Consider the following 19,805-nt stretch of genomic DNA (forward strand, 5'->3'; position numbering starts at 1 on the left):
ATACTAATCTTTCTATGTTTACGTACAGACTGTGCTCAATCTAAATGATCAAAAATCTGAAATACCTTTATAAATTACTTTTTTGTTTAATGCATTTAATTTGCTTCTTAATTTTTTTCATAGCCCAATCATAATGACTGGACGTTGCCGATACACAATAACTACCTAAGCTAGTAGTTCCTGTCCATGAAAAATATTGATTAGTAAATAATTGTTCATTTCTAAAGCTTTTAACAAGCGCAATTACTTCCGAATGGCTTTTTTCCACCATACGAACAGACTCCCGATAAGGAGTTTTCTGATGTTTCTCCCATAAAACTAAATTCATTTGTGGATAAGTTTTCCAATTATATGGTTCTGGTAAAAAATTACTTTTATTTCCTGACTGATTAGAAACTATCCAGTTTAAGAGTAATTGGTGCCATTCATATAAATGAATGAGAATATCTCGAATGTTTTTGTCTCTGTCTTCAAAAAAAAATGATTTTTCCTGTTCTTTTTCTGACAGAGAATTTATGAGTAGAAATAGTTTTGTAAAATTTCCCTCTCCTAATTCTATTAATTGTTCTTTTGTGGTTGGTCTCGCCATATTAATGGGTTATATTACTATAGGAATATATATTTTAGTAATTCTTTCATCTACATTTTCATAATAATTAACATATTCTTCGAAAGATATACCAAATCGTAACTTATAAGTTCTATCTGCTGATATGAGATCATAATACTCCTGAAGTCCACAATAATCACCTTTCAACTTATAAACCGCATACGCCCCTCCCTTAACTTGGAGTTTTCCGAATTCAGCATGAGGGTTTATTTCTTTATCAATTGATGCACATGCATAAAAAAAGCAATTATCATGTGAGGCTACATTAGGATCATTAAAACTAATTCCAAAAAATCGGGTGGTTTCTGTTAGTAAGTTATTTTCATTTAGATAGCAAAGCAATTTATTCCAGGAATAATTATAAATGTCCGGCTCTCCATACTTACCTATTATCCGAAGATACACTAAATTTAAATCTTCTTCAACCATAGTACAGGATTCTGGGAATCGTATATTTTCATTTGCATTTTCTATATTGTTGTTTATTTTTAATTTTAACTGATTGACAAATTTTCTAGGCGAAATACCTAAATGATTTTTGAAAGCTTTTGAAAAAGATTGAGGATTATCATAACCAACCATTTCTGCTAAACAGGTAAGGCTCAAATCTTCGATCTGCATATATAAGACAGCTCTTTCAACACGTTGTCTTACTATGTAAGTTAAAACAGACTCTTTTAACTCTTGCTGCATGATGCGAAGCAGATGCCTAGTGGAAACATGAACTAAATTTGATAATACCTCTAAACTCAACGAAGAATGCAAGTTTGCGTTAATATAATCCAAAACTATATTGACTTTTTCTTTATATATTTTTTTTGTAGCTTCTTTTTTCACAATCTACATTTATAATATACGTAAAGTTACAACTTTCAATTTCTAGAATGTTGTCCAATCCCGACAATACTTTCCTAAAAAAGTAAAACACCCCATTAGAAATTTCTGAGGAAGAACTTTATATTTTAGATATTCAAAAGAAAGTTTTATAAATTAATTAGCCATATCAATATATATTTTACAAAAAATAGATTTATAGTTTTGTTATTGACATCTACATATATAATAATATACAAATGCTCAATTTCGTTTATCTGACAGTCACAATTATCTTCTAACCGATAGTAATAATATTAATATTTACGAAATACTTAAATTTTAATTAGTATCCTATCTATAATATTGCTTCTAATATCACTCTTTAAATATCTTTTTTTGTGAAAAAAACATGATTTTTAAACATCTAAAAACTTAATATAAATTATTATTTAATGAAAAAAATAAAAAAAATAATTCCTTTCAATAATATAGCCATAATCAATTTATATTAATATAAATAATGATTTTATACTTCATTTACACATATAATATTAATTATTTTAATGAAATTCTAATAAATTTACATAAAACGAAATCTTTTTTTTTTATTTTCGTATTACAATTTAATTTAAATATTTTTTCACAAATTAACTACGAAAACTTATGAAAAAACAGTTTTTACTCTTACCAATAACCTTGTTATCGGTATTATCTTATTCTCAAGTGGGGATCAACACTACAACTCCATTAAAAACACTACACGTAAATGGATCACTGCAAATTGTAAATGAATTAAGTACCGGAGGAAGTGCAGACACAGCAGGATCACCGGGATCAGCTGGTGAAATACTAACTTCACAGGGAGAAGGTAACGCTCCTACTTGGGAAAAAATAAGCAATGTATTAGCTATTGGCAACATAAGCAATGCCTATTACATACAAGGAACCAGCTCTGTTGTAGTAGCAGAAGGTAAAACAGCTGATGTTACGGGGTTAAGTATTACTTTAACTGTACCTCCCGGCAAAACACAAACTTTCTTATTTACTATTTTAGGTTTTGCTACACAAATAAATAGCAGAACAACCCAAGGAATTTTTTCTCTTTTACAAAATGATGTAAAAATATCATCAGCATTTGCTTCTAAAGCAGGTCAATTTGTTTCTAACATTACAGGAGTAGCTGGATTAAAAGATATGCCGGTTCCCGTAACTTTTTTAAGATCCGTAACGCTTCCTTCCGGGACTTATAATTTTAAAGTTCAGTACAAGTCTTGGGTTGGAAGCTCTACAATCAATTACATTCCTACCATCTATAAAGGCTATGATGGTGATAACGAAGCCATGCTCTCTAAAATGCAGATATTAGTTTATAATAATAATTAAATTTCACATTAAAATCAATCATTATTTTAGTAAAGTATAAACATTAAAACATATTTTTAAAAATAAAAAAAAGAAAGATTAAAAATTTAATCTTTCTTTTTTTACTTTATAATAAACTCTTATTAAATTTTTTTCAAAAGAGTTTTCATATCAACTTTTTCACTGATTATTTTATGAAGTGAATTAACGGAAACTCTTTCCTGAGCCATAGTATCTCTATCTCGAATAGTCACCATATGATCATTTAATGTATCATGATCTATTGTTACGCAATAAGGAGTACCAATAGCATCTTGTCGGCGATATCTTTTTCCAATAGCATCTTTATCTTCATACATAACATTAAAATCATATTTTAAATCGTTACATATTTTTTCAGCATATTCCGGTAAACCATCTTTTTTTATTAATGGAAAAACGGCTACCTTAATAGGTGCTAATGCCGGTGGCAATGAAAGAACAACTCTAGAGGAACCGTCTTCCAACTCTTCATCTCTCAAGCAACTTGAAATTAAGGCTAAGAACATTCTGTCAAGACCGATGGATGTTTCTACCACAAAAGGAACATAGTTTTTGTTAAGTTCCGGATCAAAATATTGTAATTTTTTGCCCGAATATTTTTCATGTGCTGAAAGATCAAAATCTGTACGTGAATGAATTCCTTCAAGCTCTTTGAAACCAAACGGAAATTTAAATTCTATATCTGTAGCTGCATTAGCATAATGAGCTAATTTTTCATGATCATGAAAACGATAACTTTCCTGCCCTAGACCTAATGCCAAATGCCATTTTAATCGTTTTTCTTTCCATTCTTCAAAATGAGAAAGCTCAGTTCCCGGAGGAACGAAAAACTGCATTTCCATTTGTTCAAATTCACGCATTCTGAATATAAATTGTCTGGCAACAATTTCGTTTCTGAAAGCTTTACCAATTTGAGCAATACCAAAAGGTAATTTCTTCCTGCCGGTTTTTTGTACATTCAAATAATTCACAAAAATTCCCTGTGCTGTTTCAGGACGTAAATATAAATCCGTTGCAGACTCAGCCGTAGAACCTAATTTGGTTCCAAACATAAGATTAAATTGTCGAACTTCCGTCCAATTTTTAGATCCTGTTTCCGGATCAGAAATACCTAATTCCTCTATCAAAGCTTTAGTATCTGCCAAATTAGTTTCCAGCGACTTAGCCAGTCGTTGTAAAATATCGGCTTTTTGTTTTCTATACTCTAAAACTTTTGGATTAGTTGTTTCAAACTGATTTTGATCAAAAGATTCCCTAAAACGCTTTCTTGCTTTTTCGATTTCTTTTTTAGCCTTGTCTTCAAATTTTTCTGCGTAATCTTCGACAAGAACATCTGCACGAAATCTCTTTTTACTATCTTTATTATCAATTAAGGGATCATTAAAAGCATCAACATGACCGGAAGCTTTCCAAATTGTAGGGTGCATAAATATAGCTGAGTCTATTCCTACTATATTCTCATTGAGTTGCACCATTGCTTTCCACCAGTATTGTTTTATATTATTTTTTAATTCCGCTCCATTCTGACCATAATCATAAATTGCTGAAAGTCCATCATAAATTTCACTGGATGGAAAAACAAATCCATACTCTTTCGCATGAGCAACTACCTTTTTTAATATATCTTCCTGAGATTTCATATGTATGTTGTTAGATAAAATTCACTTTTAATGCCCAAATTTACTATAAAAATTAAGATTTTCGATTTTTAGCCTTAAATAATACTAAATTACATTGAATGAATACCCGGATACAGATAAAAAATATTCATATTTTTAAATAAATTTTGTATATGTGAATTATATATCTATATTTGCACCCTAAAATAATTGAGAATATAAAAAAGAGATGTTATTATGCTAATTATTCCAGTAAAAGATGGTGAGTCTATAGATAAAGCTCTAAAAAAATACAAAAGAAAATATGACAAAACAGGCGTTGTAAAAGAGTTGAGAAAAAGACAACAATTCACAAAACCTTCTGTCACTAAGAGACAAAAACACATCAGAGCAGCTTACAAACAAAGAATGGAAAGCAAAGAAGAAGCATAAACATAGCTTCTAAGCAATGATACTATGGCCATTAGGCTATAAAAATATAGGCAAATAATTCTTTTGAATTATTTGCTTTTTTATGTATTTAAGTTTTCGGTTCTCGAATTACCTTCCCCTTACCTACTTCCTTAAATTAAATTGGCTTGTTTTTTGAATTTAATTACATTTGAAAAAAGTCGTTTGACATGATTGATAAATTTCTGCAATATCTGGAATTTGAAAAATTATATTCTTCTTTAACTATTTTGAGTTACAAGAGAGATCTTGACGATTTAAAATATTTTTTACTCGAAAGCGAAGGTTTATCAGACATTACTAATGCAGATAAAAAACAACTTAGAAACTTCATTATCAGTCTATCCAAAAAAAACTTATCAGAAAAAACTATAAACAGGAAAATATCTACTCTTCGCAGTTATTATAAGTTTTTGTTAAAAGTTGAAAAAATATCCATAAGCCCTGTAACGAATCTCAAAAATTTAAAAATAAAAAAAAAGGTACTTCTACCTTATACTGAAGAAGAAATAAAATTTTTACATCATAATATAACAGATGAAAATAATGAAAAATTAACCGACTTTGAACGGTCTAGAAATTTACTCATTTTTGATTTTTTTTATCTTACAGGAATCAGGCGAATAGAATTAATTAATCTGGAAGTTTCTAAAATAAACATACCTGATAAGAATATATCTATTATTGGAAAAAGAAACAAAGAGCGACTCGTACCTATTACGAATGAATTAATTGAAAAAATTAAAACATATATGTTACTCAGGGAAAATGAAATCTTAACTGTTTCTCAATACTTTTTTACAGACAAATCAGGTAAAAGATTACAAGAAAAGTTTGTTTATAACCTGATAAATAAGTATCTTAGTAGTGCGACAAGTAAGAATAAAAAAAGCCCGCATATGTTACGACATACATTTGCCAGCCATTTATTAAACAATGGAGCAGAATTGAATTCAATAAAAGAAATACTGGGTCACAGTAGCCTGGCTGCTACGCAAATTTACACCCATAGCAATATAGATGATTTAAAACAAGTGTTTAACCACTCCCATCCTTTGGGACTTAAAAACAAAAAAAATGAAAATTAAAGCACAAGCAGTAAATTTTAATGCACAAGAATCTTTATTAGAATTTTTAGACAAAAAATTATCTAAACTTGATTTATTTTATGATAAAATAGTAAGAGCAAATGTATATATGAAACTGGAAAATTCTACAGATAAAGAAAACAAAACCGTAGATATAATTTTAGAGGTTCCTGGTGATGATTTAGTAGTTAAAAAAACTTCCGCTTCATTTGAAGAAAGTATTGACTTATCTTGCGAAGCACTTAAAAAGATGATAATCAAAAAGAAAGAAAAAGTATCCTAAAAAAAATGAAAAATTTTTTAAATAAAATTTGGAGATAAAGAAATTTTTTCTACCTTTGCAATCCGTTAAACAAAGAACAACACTTACGATTAACGGATTGTTTCTTTGAAATAAAAAATTTTGATTAGCCGGTATAGCTCAGTTGGCCAGAGCACGTGATTTGTAATCTCGGGGTCGTGGGTTCGAATCCCTCTACCGGCTCGTTTTCGAAGGGGAGATACTCAAGCGGCCAACGAGGACAGACTGTAAATCTGTTGGTTTTTACCTTCGGAGGTTCGAATCCTCCTCTCCCCACTAAAAATCAAAAAATTTTGTAATTCTAGCAAAATATTTTAATTTTGATTTTGAATTACAAAGGTAATTTAAATTAAGCGGAAGTAGCTCAGTTGGTAGAGCGTCAGCCTTCCAAGCTGAATGTCGCGAGTTCGACCCTCGTCTTCCGCTCAATTTTATTAGCCGATGTAGCTCAGGGGTAGAGCGCTTCCTTGGTAAGGACGAGGTCACGGGTTCAATTCCCGTCATTGGCTCTTATCTAAAAACATACTCAATCATTTTTATTTTTTTAATTAAACAATATAAACTTATAAAACAATATTTTTTTTATAAGCTATTGTTATTTAGAAATAATTGAGTATATTTGCACTCATTTTTGGAAATTAAACAAACATATTTATCATGGCAAAAGAAACTTTTCAGCGTACCAAGCCACACCTTAATATAGGTACTATCGGTCACGTAGACCACGGAAAAACAACTTTAACAGCTGCTATCACTAAAGTATTAGCAGAAAAAGGGTTAGCAGAAAAAAGAGACTTTTCTCAAATTGATGCTGCTCCTGAAGAAAAAGAAAGAGGGATTACAATCAACACCGCACACGTAGAATATCAAACAGAAAATCGTCACTATGCTCACGTAGACTGTCCAGGTCACGCCGACTATGTAAAAAACATGGTTACAGGTGCTGCTCAAATGGATGGAGCGATTTTAGTTGTTGCTGCTACTGACGGTCCTATGCCACAAACCAGAGAACACATCTTATTATGTCGTCAGGTAAACGTTCCTAAGATCGTTGTGTTCATGAATAAAGTGGATATGGTTGATGACCCTGAATTATTAGAATTAGTAGAAATCGAAGTAAGAGATTTATTATCTTCTTACGAATATGACGGAGACAATACTCCTGTTATCCAAGGTTCAGCACTAGGAGCTCTTAACGGAGAACCAAAATGGGTTGAAACTGTTGATCAACTAATGGATGCTGTTGATACTTGGATCGATCTTCCAGTTCGTGATCAAGATAAACCATTCTTAATGCCAATTGAAGACGTATTCTCTATTACAGGACGTGGTACAGTAGCTACAGGTCGTATTGAAGCTGGTGTTATCAACTCTGGAGAAGGTGTTGATATCGTAGGTATGGGAGATGAAAAATTAACATCTACTGTAACTGGGGTTGAAATGTTCAGAAAAATATTAGACAGAGGAGAAGCTGGAGATAATGTAGGTTTATTATTAAGGGGTATTGAAAAAGCTGACATCCGTCGTGGTATGGTTATCGCTAAACCAGGTTCAATAACTCCACATAAAAAATTCAAAGCTGAGGTTTATATCTTAACTAAAGAAGAAGGTGGTCGTCACACTCCATTCCATAACAATTACCGTCCACAGTTCTATGTAAGAACAACAGACGTAACTGGTACAATTACTTTGCCAGAAGGAACTGAAATGGTAATGCCAGGTGATAACTTAACTATTACAGTTGAATTACATCAGCCAATCGCACTTAATACAGGTTTACGTTTTGCTATTCGTGAAGGTGGTAGAACTGTTGGTGCAGGTCAGGTTACTGAAATCATCGATTAATAAAAATATCTTAAAGAAAGATCTTTAAAAGATCTTTCTTTAAAAAAGCGGGCATAGCTCAGCTGGTAGAGCAGTGGTCTCCAAAACCAAAGGTCGAGAGTTCGAATCTTTCTGCCCGCGCTAAAGAAAAAATAAATGAACGGACTAATTAACTATCTTAAAGGTTCGATAGAAGAATTTAAAGATCATGTAGAATGGCCAAAATGGTTAGATCTGCAATCTTCGACAACAGTTGTCGCTATAGCTACCATTTTACTTTCTGTCTTCTTATTTGGAGTAGATTGGGTTCTGGCTAAAGCTCTTCAAAATATTTATTCAATTTTAATAGGATTAAAATCGTAAGAAAATTCCAGGAAGCGATGAATGAAATGAAATGGTATGTACTCAAGACTATCAGTGGTCAAGAATCTAAGGTGAAGATGTACATCGAAAACGAAGTATTAAGATCTGAACACCTTAAAAACAATCTTGGACAAGTGGTGGTTCCTATGGAGAAAGTAGTACAAATCAGAAATGGAAAAAAAATCCGAAAAGAGAAAGTTTACTATCCGGGATATGTGATGGTAGAAGCTAATCTTATCGGAGAACTTCCGCATACTATTAAAAATATTCCAGGAGTTATTAGTTTCCTTAGTGCTACTAAAGGAGGAGATCCTCTCCCTATGAGAAAAAGTGAGGTAAGCAGAATGTTCGGTAAAATGGATGAATTATCCGAATCTGAAGATACTGTAACCATTCCTTTTGAATTTGGAGAGACTGTTAAAGTGATTGACGGCCCCTTCAATGGATTCAATGGTACTATTGAAAAAATTAATGAAGAAAAACGGAAATTGGATGTTATGGTGTTGATTTTTGGAAGAAAAACACCAATAGAACTGAGTTTTTCACAAGTAGAAAAAATATAGGCTGCTTCCACAGATATAAATTAAATCATTTTTAACTAAAAATTAAAATGGCAAAGAAAATTTTTAAAATGGTAAAGCTCCAAGTGAAAGGAGGACAAGCAAATCCTTCTCCACCGGTTGGACCTGCATTAGGTGCTGCAGGTGTTAACATCATGGAGTTCTGCAAACAATTTAATGCACGTACCCAAGAGAAGCAAGGACAGGTATTACCTGCTATAATTACTGTATACGAAGACAAATCTTTCGATTTTGTAGTTAAGACTCCTCCAGTTACCGTTCAGCTTTTAGCAGCGTCTAAAGCTAAAAAAGGTTCAGGGGAGCCTAATAGAGATAAAGTAGCATCAGTTACCTGGGAACAGGTACAAACTATTGCTGAAGATAAAATGGTAGATTTAAACTGTTTTACAATAGAATCAGCTGTAAGTATGGTTGCAGGAACTGCAAGATCCATGGGTATTAGAGTAACCGGACAAAATCCGTTTAACAATTAATCTTACGAATTATGGCAGTATTGACAAAGAAACAGAAAGCAGTTGTTGCTAAAGTAGATAAAACTAAACTTTACTCACTAGAAGAAGCTTCTAGTTTAGTAAAAGAAGTTAATTATACAAAATTTGATGCATCAGTTGACATTGCTGTACGTTTAGGAGTAGATCCTCGTAAAGCAAATCAAATGGTTAGAGGAGTTGTATCTTTACCTCACGGAACCGGAAAAGAAACAAAAGTTCTTGCATTAGTTACTCCTGACAAAGAACAGGAAGCTAAAGATGCTGGTGCTGATTTCGTAGGTTTGGATGACTATCTTCAAAAAATTAAAGACGGTTGGACAGATGTTGACGTTATCATCACTCAACCTCAGGTAATGGGTAAATTAGGACCATTAGGAAGAGTTTTAGGACCAAGAGGTTTAATGCCTAATCCTAAAACAGGAACTGTAACTATGGAAATAGGAAAAGCAGTGGCTGAAGTAAAAGCAGGTAAAATTGACTTTAAAGTAGATAAATATGGTATTGTTCATGCCGGAATAGGAAAAGTATCTTTTGATGCTAAACAAATTCAGGAGAATGCACAGGAAATCATTTCCACTTTAATCAAATTAAAACCTCAGGCAGCTAAAGGAGTTTATGTGAAAAGTATTTACCTTTCCTCTACTATGAGCCCAGGTATTGCTATAGATCCAAAAGGTGTTAACTAATTAAACTTGGAGTAATTATGACAAAGCAAGAAAAATCACAGGTAATAGAAGAAATACAAGAGTTATTAAAAGATACTAATGTATTATATATAGCTGACACTGACGGATTAAACGCACAACAAACTTCTGACTTAAGAAGAGCCTGTTTTAAAGGAGAGATTTCAATGAAAGTGGTTAAAAACACTTTATTGAAAAAAGCAATGGAAAATATCGAAGATAAAGATTTTTCCGGTCTATTCGACAGCTTGAAAGGAAATTCCACTATTTTCATTTCAGAAAAAGGAAATGCTCCTGCAAGACTTATTCAAACATTTAGAAAAAAATCAGAAAAACCTTTACTAAAAGCAGCTTGGGTAGACTCGGCTGTGTTTGTTGGAGATGCTCAATTAGATGCTTTAGCAAATCTTAAATCAAAAGAAGAGCTTGTTGGAGATATCATCGGATTGCTTCAATCCCCTATCAAAAATGTTGTTTCAGCTCTTAAATCAGGAGGAAATACCATTGCAGGTTTAGTAAAAACATTATCTGAAAAAGCGGAATAAAAACACGCACTCATAATAAATAACAGTTGTTAAACAAAAATTAAAAAAAATTAAAATGGCAGATTTAAAACAATTAGCTGAAACTTTAGTTAACCTTACAGTAAAAGAAGTTAGTGAACTAGCTGACATATTAAAAGAAGAATACGGAATTGAGCCTGCTGCTGCTGCAGTTGCAGTTGCTGCTGGTCCTGCTGCTGGTGAAGGTGCTGCTGCTGAAGAAAAAACAGAATTTGATGTAATTCTTAAAGCAGCTGGTGCTAACAAATTAGCTGTAGTTAAATTAGTAAAAGATTTAACAGGAAAAGGATTAAAAGAAGCTAAAGATGCTGTTGACGGAGCTCCTACACCAATCAAAGAAGGAGTATCTAAAGACGAAGCAGAAGGTCTTAAAAAACAGCTTGAAGAAGCTGGTGCTGAAGTTGAGTTAAAATAATTCAACCTACCTAAAAATAAAGGTTTAGGCCTCCAATATAGCATTGGTAAGGTCTAAGCCTATTTGTGTTTTAAAAAGATTTTAATTTATTATATGAGTAAATCATTGGCGTCAAAAACTCAAAACCCTAAGAGATTTAGTTTCTCACATTCTAAAGGACAAATTGAATTTCCTGATTTTCTAGACATTCAGGTAAAATCATTCCAAGATTTCTTTCAATTGGAAACCCGTCCCGACCAAAGAAAAAACGAAGGACTTTTTAAAACGTTTACTGAAAATTTTCCCATTTCGGATACAAGAAATCAGTTCGTTTTAGAATTTTTAGATTATTTTGTAGATCCTCCCAAATATTCCATTCAGGAATGTATTGAAAGAGGTCTAACTTATAGCGTACCACTCAAAGCACGTCTTAAACTATATTGTACTGACCCCGAACACGAAGATTTCGAAACAGTGGTTCAGGATGTATATTTAGGACCAATTCCTTATATGACTCCCAGCGGTTCGTTTATCATCAATGGAGCAGAAAGGGTTGTGGTATCCCAATTACATCGTTCGCCCGGTGTATTTTTTGGACAATCTTATCATGCCAACGGGGCAAAATTATACTCCTCCAGAATTATTCCTTTTAAAGGTTCCTGGATGGAATTTGCTACCGACATTAACGGTGTGATGTATGCTTATATAGACAGAAAGAAAAAACTTCCGATGACCACTTTGCTTAGAGCAATCGGTTATCAAAGTGATAAAGATATATTAGAAATTTTCGATCTTGCAGAAGAAGTTAAAGTAAACAAATCCAACCTGAAAAAAATGTTAGGTCGTACTTTAGCTGCCAGAGTATTAAATACATGGTTTGAAGATTTTGTTGATGAAGATACCGGAGAAGTTGTTTCTATAGAAAGAAACGAAATCATTTTAGATCGTGAAACTGTTTTAGAAAAAGAGCACATTGATCTAATCGTTGATTCCGGAATTAAAACTATATTAGTACATAAAGAAAATAGTGGAGAATTCTCTATTATTCACAATACGTTACAGAAAGATTCTACTAACTCTGAAAAAGAAGCAGTAGAATACATTTACCGACAGCTTAGAAATGCTGAACCACCTGATGAAGAAACTGCAAGAGGTATAATTGACAAATTATTTTTCTCAGATGCTCGTTACTCTTTAGGTGAAGTGGGTCGATACAGAATTAATAAAAAACTAGGTTTAAACATTTCTGAAGATGTTCAGGTGTTAACTAAAGATGATATTATTGAAATAGTAAAATATCTAATCGAATTAATTAATTCAAAAGCCGAAGTAGATGACATCGATCACTTATCCAACCGTCGTGTAAAAACTGTAGGTGAACAATTAGCTGGACAATTCGGAGTAGGGTTAGCTCGTATGGCACGTACCATTAAAGAAAGAATGAATGTTCGGGATAATGAAGTTTTCACCCCTATTGATCTGATTAATGCTAAGACATTAACTTCTGTGATTAATTCATTTTTCGGAACTAATCAGCTTTCTCAATTTATGGATCAAACCAATCCATTATCAGAAGTTACTCATAAAAGACGTATGTCTGCATTAGGACCTGGTGGTTTATCCAGAGAAAGAGCAGGTTTCGAAGTTCGTGACGTTCACTATACCCACTACGGAAGAATTTGTCCGATTGAAACTCCGGAAGGACCAAACATCGGTTTGATTTCATCTTTAGGTTGCTATGCGAGAATCAATGATTTAGGATTTATGGAAACTCCATATAGAAAGGTTGTTGATGGTAAAGTAGATTTAAATTCAGAACCTCAGTATTTTACTGCTGAAGAAGAAGAAGATAAAATCATTGCTCAGGCAAATATTAACATAGATGATGAAGGTAATATTCTTGATGAAAGAATTGTTGCTAGAGAAGAAGCTGATTATCCGGTTATAGAGCCTAACAAGGTAGATCTTATTGATGTTGCTCCTAACCAGATTACAGGTATTTCTGCATCTCTAATTCCATTCTTAGAGCACGATGATGCAAACCGTGCATTAATGGGATCTAACATGATGCGTCAGGCTGTTCCATTATTAAAACCTCAGGCTCCTATAGTAGGTACTGGTCTTGAATTCCAGGTAGCTAAAGATTCAAGAATCTTAATCAATGCTGAAGGAGAAGGTGTAGTTGAATATGTCGACGCTGATAAAATTACTATTAAATACGACAGAACAGAAGAAGAAGAACTTGTAAGCTTTGATACTGCAAGTAAAACTTATAAATTAACTAAATTCAGAAAAACGAACCAAAGCACCTCAATAACGCTAAAACCAATTGTAAAAGCGGGAGACAGAGTTAGTAAAGGACAGGTTTTAACTGAAGGTTATGCTACTGAAGACGGAGAATTAGCGCTTGGACGAAACTTATTGGTTGCTTTCATGCCTTGGAAAGGATATAACTTTGAGGATGCAATTGTAATTAACCAAAGAGCTGTTAGTGAAGACTGGTTTACTTCAATTCACGTTGATGAATATACTTTAGAGGTAAGAGATACTAAATTAGGTATGGAAGAGTTAACTTCCGATATTCCTAATGTAAGTGAAGAAGCTACTAAAGATCTTGATGAAAACGGTATGATCCGTATTGGTGCTGAAGTAAAACCTGGAGATATTCTTGTAGGAAAAATTACTCCTAAAGGAGAATCTGATCCTACTCCAGAAGAAAAACTTTTACGGGCAATATTTGGTGATAAAGCTGGTGATGTAAAAGATGCGTCATTAAAAGCTGAACCATCTCTAAAAGGTGTAGTAATAAATAAAAAATTATTTACACGTAATATTAAAGATAAAAGAAAAAGAGGGGATGAAAAGTTAAAAATCGAACAATTGGAATCTGACTTTAAGATTAAATTTAATGATCTTAAAAATCAGCTCTTAGATAAATTGTACGTATTACTTAATGGAAAAACCTCGCAAGGGATATACAATGATTTAAATGAAGAAGTAATTCCTAAAGGTGTTAAGTTCACCCAAAAATTATTATCCAGTATCGATGACTATTTTAACTTAACAGGTGGTAGCTGGACTATTGATGAAAGTAAAAATAATTCCATCAAGGAACTTTTACATAATTATAAAATTAAACATAACGATTTATTAGGAGCACTAAATCGTGAAAGGCATACCATTTCTGTAGGAGATGAATTACCAACAGGTATCGTTAAACTAGCAAAAGTTTACATTGCTAAAAAACGTAAGCTTAATGTGGGTGATAAAATGGCAGGTAGACACGGAAATAAAGGTATTGTTGCTAAAATTGTTCGTGATGAAGACATGCCTTTCCTTGAAGATGGAACACCTGTTGATATTGTATTAAATCCATTAGGGGTACCTTCCCGTATGAACATCGGGCAGATATATGAAACAATCTTAGGATGGTGTGGTATGAAATTAGGCAAAAAATTTGCTACTCCTATATTTGACGGAGCTACTTCTGAACAAATAGATGACCTAACCAGAGAAGCAGGCGTACCTCAATGGGGAACTACCTATCTTTACGATGGCGGCACAGGAGAACGTTTTGAGCAAAAAGCAACGGTAGGTGTTATCTATATGTTAAAATTAGGCCACATGGTTGACGATAAAATGCACGCACGTTCAATTGGACCTTACTCTTTAATTACTCAACAGCCGTTAGGAGGTAAAGCTCAATTCGGGGGTCAGAGATTTGGAGAGATGGAGGTTTGGGCACTTGAAGCATTTGGTGCATCCAATATATTACGAGAAATCATCACTGTTAAATCTGATGACGTGGTCGGAAGGGCTAAAACTTACGAGTCTATCGTTAAAGGTGAGCCTATGCCAGAACCTGGAATTCCGGAATCATTCAATGTTTTCCTTCATGAATTGCAAGGTCTAGGATTAGACGTAAGATTAGAAGAATAAGTTTATTCTTCTAATCTATAAAATTTAAAATTTTTTCAATCTAATTGATATTAAAAGAATGGCAGTTAAACAAAAAACTAGCAGATTTAATAAAATAACTATAGGGTTAGCTTCTCCGGAAAGTATTTTACAACAATCCAGAGGTGAAGTTTTAAAACCTGAAACTATCAATTACCGTACACATAAACCTGAGCGTGATGGTCTTTTCTGTGAAAGAATATTCGGACCTGTAAAGGATTACGAATGTGCTTGCGGTAAATATAAAAGAATCCGTTATAAAGGTATTGTTTGTGACCGATGTGGTGTTGAAGTTACTGAGAAAAAAGTAAGACGTGAACGTATTGGACATATAAATCTGGTTGTTCCTGTTGCTCATATTTGGTATTTCCGTTCTTTACCTAACAAAATTGGTTATTTACTAGGTATACCTTCAAAAAAATTAGACATGATTATCTACAATGAAAGATTTGTAGTTATTCAGGCGGGTATTGCTAAAAAATTAAACGGAGAAGAACTTGAACAGAATGAGTTCTTAACTGAAGAAGAATATTTAGATATACTGGAAACTCTTCCTATTGAAAATCAATACTTGGACGATTCTGATCCTAACAAATTTGTTGCCAAAATGGGAGCTGAATGTCTGGAAGAATTATTGAAAAGAATTGATTTAGATGCATTGTCTTATAACCTAAGACACAAAGCCAATACAGAGTCATCTAAACAAAGAAGAACTGAAGCTTTAAAAAGACTACATGTAGTAGAATCTTTCAGAGATGCTAATACTAACGGGAGAATTAATCGTCCGGAATGGATGATCATGCGGGTAATTCCAGTTATTCCTCCCGATTTAAGACCTTTAGTTCCATTAGATGGAGGAAGATTTGCTACCTCCGACTTAAATGATTTATACCGAAGGGTTATTATTAGAAATAACCGTCTTAAAAGATTAATTGAAATCAAAGCTCCCGAAGTTATTCTTCGTAACGAAAAGAGGATGCTACAGGAAGCTGTTGATTCATTATTTGATAATACAAGAAAATCATCGGCTGTTAAATCTGAATCGAACAGACCATTAAAATCGTTATCCGATTCATTAAAAGGAAAACAAGGTCGTTTCCGTCAGAATCTATTAGGTAAACGTGTAGATTATTCTGCCCGTTCTGTAATTGTTGTAGGTCCATTCCTTCAGCTTCATGAATGTGGATTACCTAAAGATATGGCTGCTGAACTTTATAAACCGTTCATTATTCGTAAACTGATTGAAAGAGGTATTGTAAAAACCGTTAAGTCAGCAAAACGAATTATTGAAAGAAAAGAACCGGTTGTATATGACATTCTAGAAAACGTGATGAAAGGTCACCCTGTTTTACTTAACCGGGCCCCTACCCTTCACCGTTTAGGAATACAAGCCTTTCAACCTCGAATGATAGAAGGTAAAGCTATTCGTCTTCACCCTTTAGTGTGTACTGCATTTAATGCTGACTTTGATGGTGACCAGATGGCTGTTCACTTACCTTTAGGACCTGAAGCTATCTTAGAAGCTCAGCTATTGATGCTTGCTTCTCAAAATATTTTAAACCCGGCTAATGGTTCTCCTATCCAGGTACCTTCTCAGGACATGGTTTTAGGTCTTTATTATATGACTAAACCTTTAGTTCCTACTGAAGAAATTAATGTTAAAGGACACGGTTCCATATTTTACTCTTCAGAAGAAGTAGATATTGCTTACAATGAGAAAGCAGCTGACTTAAATGCTATCATTAAAGTTAAAGCTAAAGTTCTTGAAGGTGAGGAACTGGTTGAAAAAATGATTGAAACAACAGTAGGTAGAGTTTTATTCAATAAAATTGTACCAGAACAAGTTGGTTACATCAATGAAGTTTTAACAAAAAAATCACTTAGAAATATTATAGGGAATATTCTTCAAAGAACTAATTTCCCTACAACTGCTAAGTTCCTGGATGATATGAAAAATCTGGGATATGCTACCGCATTCCGAGGAGGATTATCTTTTAGCTTAGGAGATATTAAAACTCCGGATGAGAAAAAGATCATGATTCAGGATGCAAATGAGCAGGTTGATGGTATCCGTGCTAACTATAACATGGGATTAATTACCAATAATGAGCGTTATAATCAGGTAATTGATGTTTGGACTAATACCAATGCCCGTCTTACAGATTTAATTATGCAGAGAATGAAAACTGATAAAGGAGGGTTTAACTCTGTATACATGATGCTTGATTCCGGAGCACGGGGTTCTAAAGAGCAGATTCGTCAGCTTGCCGGTATGAGGGGATTGATGGCTAAGCCACAAAAAGCTGGTTCATCCGGTGGGGAAATTATTGAAAATCCAATTATTTCTAATTTCCGTGAAGGACTTTCTATCTTAGAATACTTTATTTCTACTCACGGTGCGCGTAAAGGTTTGGCGGATACCGCTTTAAAAACTGCCGATGCAGGGTATTTAACTCGTCGTCTGGTAGACGTAGCACAAGATGTTATTATTAATGAAAAAGATTGTGGTACTTTAAGAGGAATTGAAATTACTCCTTTAAGAAAGAATGATGAAATTGTTGAACCTCTATCCGAAAGAATTTTAGGTAGGGTTTCATTACACGATATATACCATCCGGATACAGATGAATTGCTTGTAGAAGCTGATCAAATGATTACTTCTGAGCTGGCTAAATTACTTGAAAATTCCGGAGTTGAAGCAGTTGAAGTACGCTCTCCGCTGACCTGTGAATCTAAGAAAGGTATTTGTGCAAAATGTTACGGAATAAACCTTTCTACTAATAAATTAATAAATAAAGGAGAGGCTGTTGGAGTTATAGCTGCTCAATCCATTGGTGAGCCAGGTACCCAGTTAACCTTGAGAACCTTCCACGTGGGAGGTACTGCAGGTAACGTTGCCGAGGTTAACAGTATTATTGCCAAGAGAGATGGAAAAGTTGAATTTGATGAAATCAGAACTGTAGAAAGTGAAGATGAGAACGGAAACAAAGCTACTGTAGTGGTTTCCCGTTCTACAGAATTCAAACTTCTTAATGCGGAAGGTAATATTTTAATGATTAACAATATTCCTTATGGTTCTACCTTACTTGTTGAATCTGGTCAGGAAGTGAAAAAAGGTGATATCATCTGTAAATGGGATCCCTACAATGCTATTATCCTTTCTGAGACAGCTGGTAAAATTGAATACGAACAAATTGAACAGGGTTCAACTTATCAGTTGGAGATTGATGAGCAAACAGGGTTTGAAGAAAAAGTTATTTCTGAATCCAGAAATAAAAAATTAATTCCTACTCTTAAAATTCTGGATAGTAAAGGAAATGAGCTTAAAGCTATCAACCTACCAGTAGGAGCTCACTTAATCGTTAATGACGGAGAAAAGATAAAGGCAGGAAGAATCTTAGTTAAAATACCTAGAAGGTCTGCTAAAGCAGGGGATATTACAGGAGGTTTACCTAGGGTAACTGAATTATTTGAAGCAAGAAATCCATCTAACCCTGCTGTAGTTTCAGAAATTGACGGAGTAGTTAGCTATGGTAAAATAAAAAGAGGTAACCGTGAAATAGTTATCGAATCTAAAAACGGCGAAATTAAACGTTACTTAGTTAAATTATCCAATCAGATTCTGGTTCAGGAAAATGACTTTGTACATGCTGGTGATGCCTTATCAGATGGAGCTATTACTCCTACAGATATTTTAAATATTAAAGGCCCAACTGCTGTACAGGAGTATCTAGTAAATGAAATTCAGGAAGTTTACCGTTTACAGGGTGTAAAAATTGATGACAAGCATTTTGAAATCATTGTTCGTCAAATGATGACTAAAGTTGAAATAGTTGATGCAGGGGATACTAAATTCTTGGAAAACAACCTTGAGCATAAGATAGACTTTATAGAAGAAAATGATAGAATTTTTGGAATGAAAGTTATTGAGGATGCCGGCGATAGTGAGAATTTAAAAGCGGGTCAGATTATTTCATCCAGAGACTTGCGTGACGAGAACTCCAGACTGAAACGAGAAGATAAGAAATTAGTTGAAGCAAGAGAAGCTTTACCAGCTACAGCTAGTCCTGTATTGCAAGGTATTACCAGAGCTTCACTTCAGACTAAATCATTTATCTCTGCAGCTTCCTTCCAGGAAACCACCAAAGTTCTTAACGAAGCCGCTGTTGCAGGAAAAATTGATTATCTGAACGGATTAAAAGAGAATGTTATCGTTGGACACAGAATTCCTGCAGGTACAGGTTTGGCAGAATACCAAAATGTTGTTGTAGGTTCTAACAAAGAATTTGAAGAATTAGTAACCGAAAAAATTTAATTAATAACTCAATGGAAAATCAAGACCCAAATCAACAGGATCTAAATATTGAACTTACGGACGAAGTAGCATCAGGAGTTTTTTCTAATTTAGCTTTAATAAACCATTCTCCTACTGAATTTGTATTGGATTTTATTCAAATTATGCCGGGGGTGCCTAAAGCTAAGGTTAAATCAAGAATAATATTAACACCGGAGCATGCTAAAAGATTATTGTCAGCCTTAACTGATAATATTCAAAAATTTGAAGAGCAATTCGGAAATGTTAAGGATGAAACTTTTCATTTAAATTTTGGTCCTAAAGGACAAGCGTAAATTATTTGATAACTAGTAAATTAGTTAATTGA

At 33.5% G+C, this 19,805-nt stretch carries 17 protein-coding genes and 5 tRNA genes; 19 read left to right on the forward strand and 3 right to left on the reverse strand.

Annotation, left to right across the window (positions count from 1 at the left end):
• Positions 1-67: 67 nt before the first annotated feature.
• The gene (locus EOV51_RS00310) at positions 68-589 is read right to left on the reverse strand and encodes a ClbS/DfsB family four-helix bundle protein (RefSeq protein WP_128148689.1); all 522 of its coding nucleotides are present in this window, start codon (positions 587-589) and stop codon (positions 68-70) included.
• A 9-nt stretch (positions 590-598) separates the two neighbouring features.
• Positions 599-1,447, reverse strand: a complete 849-nt coding sequence (locus tag EOV51_RS00315; RefSeq protein WP_128148692.1) for an AraC family transcriptional regulator — start codon at positions 1,445-1,447, stop codon at positions 599-601.
• A gap of 642 nt (positions 1,448-2,089) precedes the next feature.
• Between EOV51_RS00315 and EOV51_RS00320 the strand changes: the two genes are divergently transcribed.
• The gene (locus EOV51_RS00320; RefSeq protein ID WP_128148694.1) at positions 2,090-2,809 is read left to right on the forward strand and encodes a hypothetical protein; all 720 of its coding nucleotides are present in this window, start codon (positions 2,090-2,092) and stop codon (positions 2,807-2,809) included.
• 122 nt (positions 2,810-2,931) lie between these two features.
• Here the strand turns inward: EOV51_RS00320 and EOV51_RS00325 are convergent, their stop codons facing one another.
• Positions 2,932-4,470, reverse strand: a complete 1,539-nt coding sequence (locus EOV51_RS00325; RefSeq protein WP_128148696.1) for a glycine--tRNA ligase — start codon at positions 4,468-4,470, stop codon at positions 2,932-2,934.
• A gap of 216 nt (positions 4,471-4,686) precedes the next feature.
• Here EOV51_RS00325 and rpsU point away from each other — a divergent pair, with 216 nt between their 5' ends.
• The 18 genes from rpsU (at position 4,687) to EOV51_RS00415 (ending at position 19,773) form a co-directional block, all read left to right on the forward strand.
• Positions 4,687-4,881 carry a 30S ribosomal protein S21 gene (gene rpsU / locus EOV51_RS00330; RefSeq protein ID WP_128148698.1) on the forward strand — a complete coding sequence of 65 codons (195 nt, stop codon included), beginning with the start codon at positions 4,687-4,689 and terminating at the stop codon, positions 4,879-4,881.
• A gap of 188 nt (positions 4,882-5,069) precedes the next feature.
• Positions 5,070-5,987 carry a tyrosine-type recombinase/integrase gene (locus tag EOV51_RS00335; RefSeq protein ID WP_128148700.1) on the forward strand — a complete coding sequence of 306 codons (918 nt, stop codon included), beginning with the start codon at positions 5,070-5,072 and terminating at the stop codon, positions 5,985-5,987.
• Positions 5,977-6,270: a ribosome hibernation-promoting factor, HPF/YfiA family gene (gene hpf, locus EOV51_RS00340; RefSeq protein WP_128148702.1), complete on the forward strand. Its 294-nt coding sequence runs from the start codon at positions 5,977-5,979 to the stop codon at positions 6,268-6,270. The genes EOV51_RS00335 and hpf overlap by 11 nt, the downstream gene beginning before the upstream one ends.
• A 127-nt stretch (positions 6,271-6,397) precedes the next feature.
• Positions 6,398-6,471, forward strand: a tRNA-Thr gene (locus EOV51_RS00345).
• Between the two features lie 10 nt (positions 6,472-6,481).
• A tRNA-Tyr gene (locus tag EOV51_RS00350) sits at positions 6,482-6,564 on the forward strand.
• A gap of 77 nt (positions 6,565-6,641) precedes the next feature.
• A tRNA-Gly gene (locus EOV51_RS00355) sits at positions 6,642-6,714 on the forward strand.
• Between the two features lie 11 nt (positions 6,715-6,725).
• Positions 6,726-6,797, forward strand: a tRNA-Thr gene (locus EOV51_RS00360).
• A 148-nt stretch (positions 6,798-6,945) separates the two neighbouring features.
• Positions 6,946-8,133 (forward strand): elongation factor Tu, encoded by a 1,188-nt coding sequence (gene tuf, locus EOV51_RS00365; RefSeq protein ID WP_128148704.1) that lies wholly within the window; start codon positions 6,946-6,948, stop codon positions 8,131-8,133.
• 47 nt (positions 8,134-8,180) lie between these two features.
• Positions 8,181-8,253, forward strand: a tRNA-Trp gene (locus EOV51_RS00370).
• 15 nt (positions 8,254-8,268) lie between these two features.
• Positions 8,269-8,475, forward strand: a complete 207-nt coding sequence (gene secE, locus EOV51_RS00375; RefSeq protein WP_128148706.1) for a preprotein translocase subunit SecE — start codon at positions 8,269-8,271, stop codon at positions 8,473-8,475.
• A gap of 17 nt (positions 8,476-8,492) precedes the next feature.
• Positions 8,493-9,038 carry a transcription termination/antitermination protein NusG gene (nusG, locus tag EOV51_RS00380; protein ID WP_128148708.1) on the forward strand — a complete coding sequence of 182 codons (546 nt, stop codon included), beginning with the start codon at positions 8,493-8,495 and terminating at the stop codon, positions 9,036-9,038.
• A 47-nt stretch (positions 9,039-9,085) separates the two neighbouring features.
• The gene (gene rplK / locus EOV51_RS00385; protein ID WP_128148710.1) at positions 9,086-9,529 is read left to right on the forward strand and encodes a 50S ribosomal protein L11; all 444 of its coding nucleotides are present in this window, start codon (positions 9,086-9,088) and stop codon (positions 9,527-9,529) included.
• Between the two features lie 11 nt (positions 9,530-9,540).
• Complete coding sequence (gene rplA, locus EOV51_RS00390; RefSeq protein WP_128148712.1) at positions 9,541-10,233, forward strand: 50S ribosomal protein L1; 693 nt, start codon at positions 9,541-9,543, stop codon at positions 10,231-10,233.
• A 17-nt stretch (positions 10,234-10,250) separates the two neighbouring features.
• On the forward strand, positions 10,251-10,775 hold the full coding sequence (rplJ, locus tag EOV51_RS00395) for a 50S ribosomal protein L10 (RefSeq protein WP_128148714.1): 525 nt from the start codon (positions 10,251-10,253) through the stop codon (positions 10,773-10,775).
• Between the two features lie 55 nt (positions 10,776-10,830).
• Positions 10,831-11,208 (forward strand): 50S ribosomal protein L7/L12, encoded by a 378-nt coding sequence (gene rplL / locus EOV51_RS00400; protein ID WP_128148716.1) that lies wholly within the window; start codon positions 10,831-10,833, stop codon positions 11,206-11,208.
• A 93-nt stretch (positions 11,209-11,301) separates the two neighbouring features.
• Positions 11,302-15,126, forward strand: a complete 3,825-nt coding sequence (rpoB, locus tag EOV51_RS00405) for a DNA-directed RNA polymerase subunit beta (RefSeq protein WP_128148718.1) — start codon at positions 11,302-11,304, stop codon at positions 15,124-15,126.
• Positions 15,127-15,184: 58 nt separating this feature from the next.
• Entirely contained in the window at positions 15,185-19,459 is a 4,275-nt protein-coding gene (gene rpoC / locus EOV51_RS00410) for a DNA-directed RNA polymerase subunit beta' (protein WP_128148720.1), read from the forward strand.
• 11 nt (positions 19,460-19,470) lie between these two features.
• Positions 19,471-19,773 (forward strand): DUF3467 domain-containing protein, encoded by a 303-nt coding sequence (locus tag EOV51_RS00415; RefSeq protein ID WP_128148722.1) that lies wholly within the window; start codon positions 19,471-19,473, stop codon positions 19,771-19,773.
• The last annotated feature ends 32 nt before the right edge of the window (positions 19,774-19,805 follow it).

The sequence above is a fragment of the Apibacter raozihei genome, assembly GCF_004014855.1.
GTDB lineage: Bacteria > Bacteroidota > Bacteroidia > Flavobacteriales > Weeksellaceae > Apibacter > Apibacter raozihei.

Bases quoted from the DNA above. Each gene is read 5' to 3' on its own strand.
- EOV51_RS00310 (WP_128148689.1), bottom strand. From the start codon at position 589: ATGGCGAGACCAACCACAAAAGAACAATTAATAGAATTAGGAGAGGGA.
- EOV51_RS00320 (WP_128148694.1), top strand. From the start codon at position 2,090: ATGAAAAAACAGTTTTTACTCTTACCAATAACCTTGTTATCGGTATTA.
- EOV51_RS00325 (WP_128148696.1), bottom strand. From the start codon at position 4,470: ATGAAATCTCAGGAAGATATATTAAAAAAGGTAGTTGCTCATGCGAAA.
- rpsU (WP_128148698.1), top strand. From the start codon at position 4,687: ATGCTAATTATTCCAGTAAAAGATGGTGAGTCTATAGATAAAGCTCTA.
- EOV51_RS00335 (WP_128148700.1), top strand. From the start codon at position 5,070: ATGATTGATAAATTTCTGCAATATCTGGAATTTGAAAAATTATATTCT.
- hpf (WP_128148702.1), top strand. From the start codon at position 5,977: ATGAAAATTAAAGCACAAGCAGTAAATTTTAATGCACAAGAATCTTTA.
- tuf (WP_128148704.1), top strand. From the start codon at position 6,946: ATGGCAAAAGAAACTTTTCAGCGTACCAAGCCACACCTTAATATAGGT.
- secE (WP_128148706.1), top strand. From the start codon at position 8,269: ATGAACGGACTAATTAACTATCTTAAAGGTTCGATAGAAGAATTTAAA.
- nusG (WP_128148708.1), top strand. From the start codon at position 8,493: ATGAATGAAATGAAATGGTATGTACTCAAGACTATCAGTGGTCAAGAA.
- rplK (WP_128148710.1), top strand. From the start codon at position 9,086: ATGGCAAAGAAAATTTTTAAAATGGTAAAGCTCCAAGTGAAAGGAGGA.
- rplA (WP_128148712.1), top strand. From the start codon at position 9,541: ATGGCAGTATTGACAAAGAAACAGAAAGCAGTTGTTGCTAAAGTAGAT.
- rplJ (WP_128148714.1), top strand. From the start codon at position 10,251: ATGACAAAGCAAGAAAAATCACAGGTAATAGAAGAAATACAAGAGTTA.
- rplL (WP_128148716.1), top strand. From the start codon at position 10,831: ATGGCAGATTTAAAACAATTAGCTGAAACTTTAGTTAACCTTACAGTA.
- rpoB (WP_128148718.1), top strand. From the start codon at position 11,302: ATGAGTAAATCATTGGCGTCAAAAACTCAAAACCCTAAGAGATTTAGT.
- rpoC (WP_128148720.1), top strand. From the start codon at position 15,185: ATGGCAGTTAAACAAAAAACTAGCAGATTTAATAAAATAACTATAGGG.
- EOV51_RS00415 (WP_128148722.1), top strand. From the start codon at position 19,471: ATGGAAAATCAAGACCCAAATCAACAGGATCTAAATATTGAACTTACG.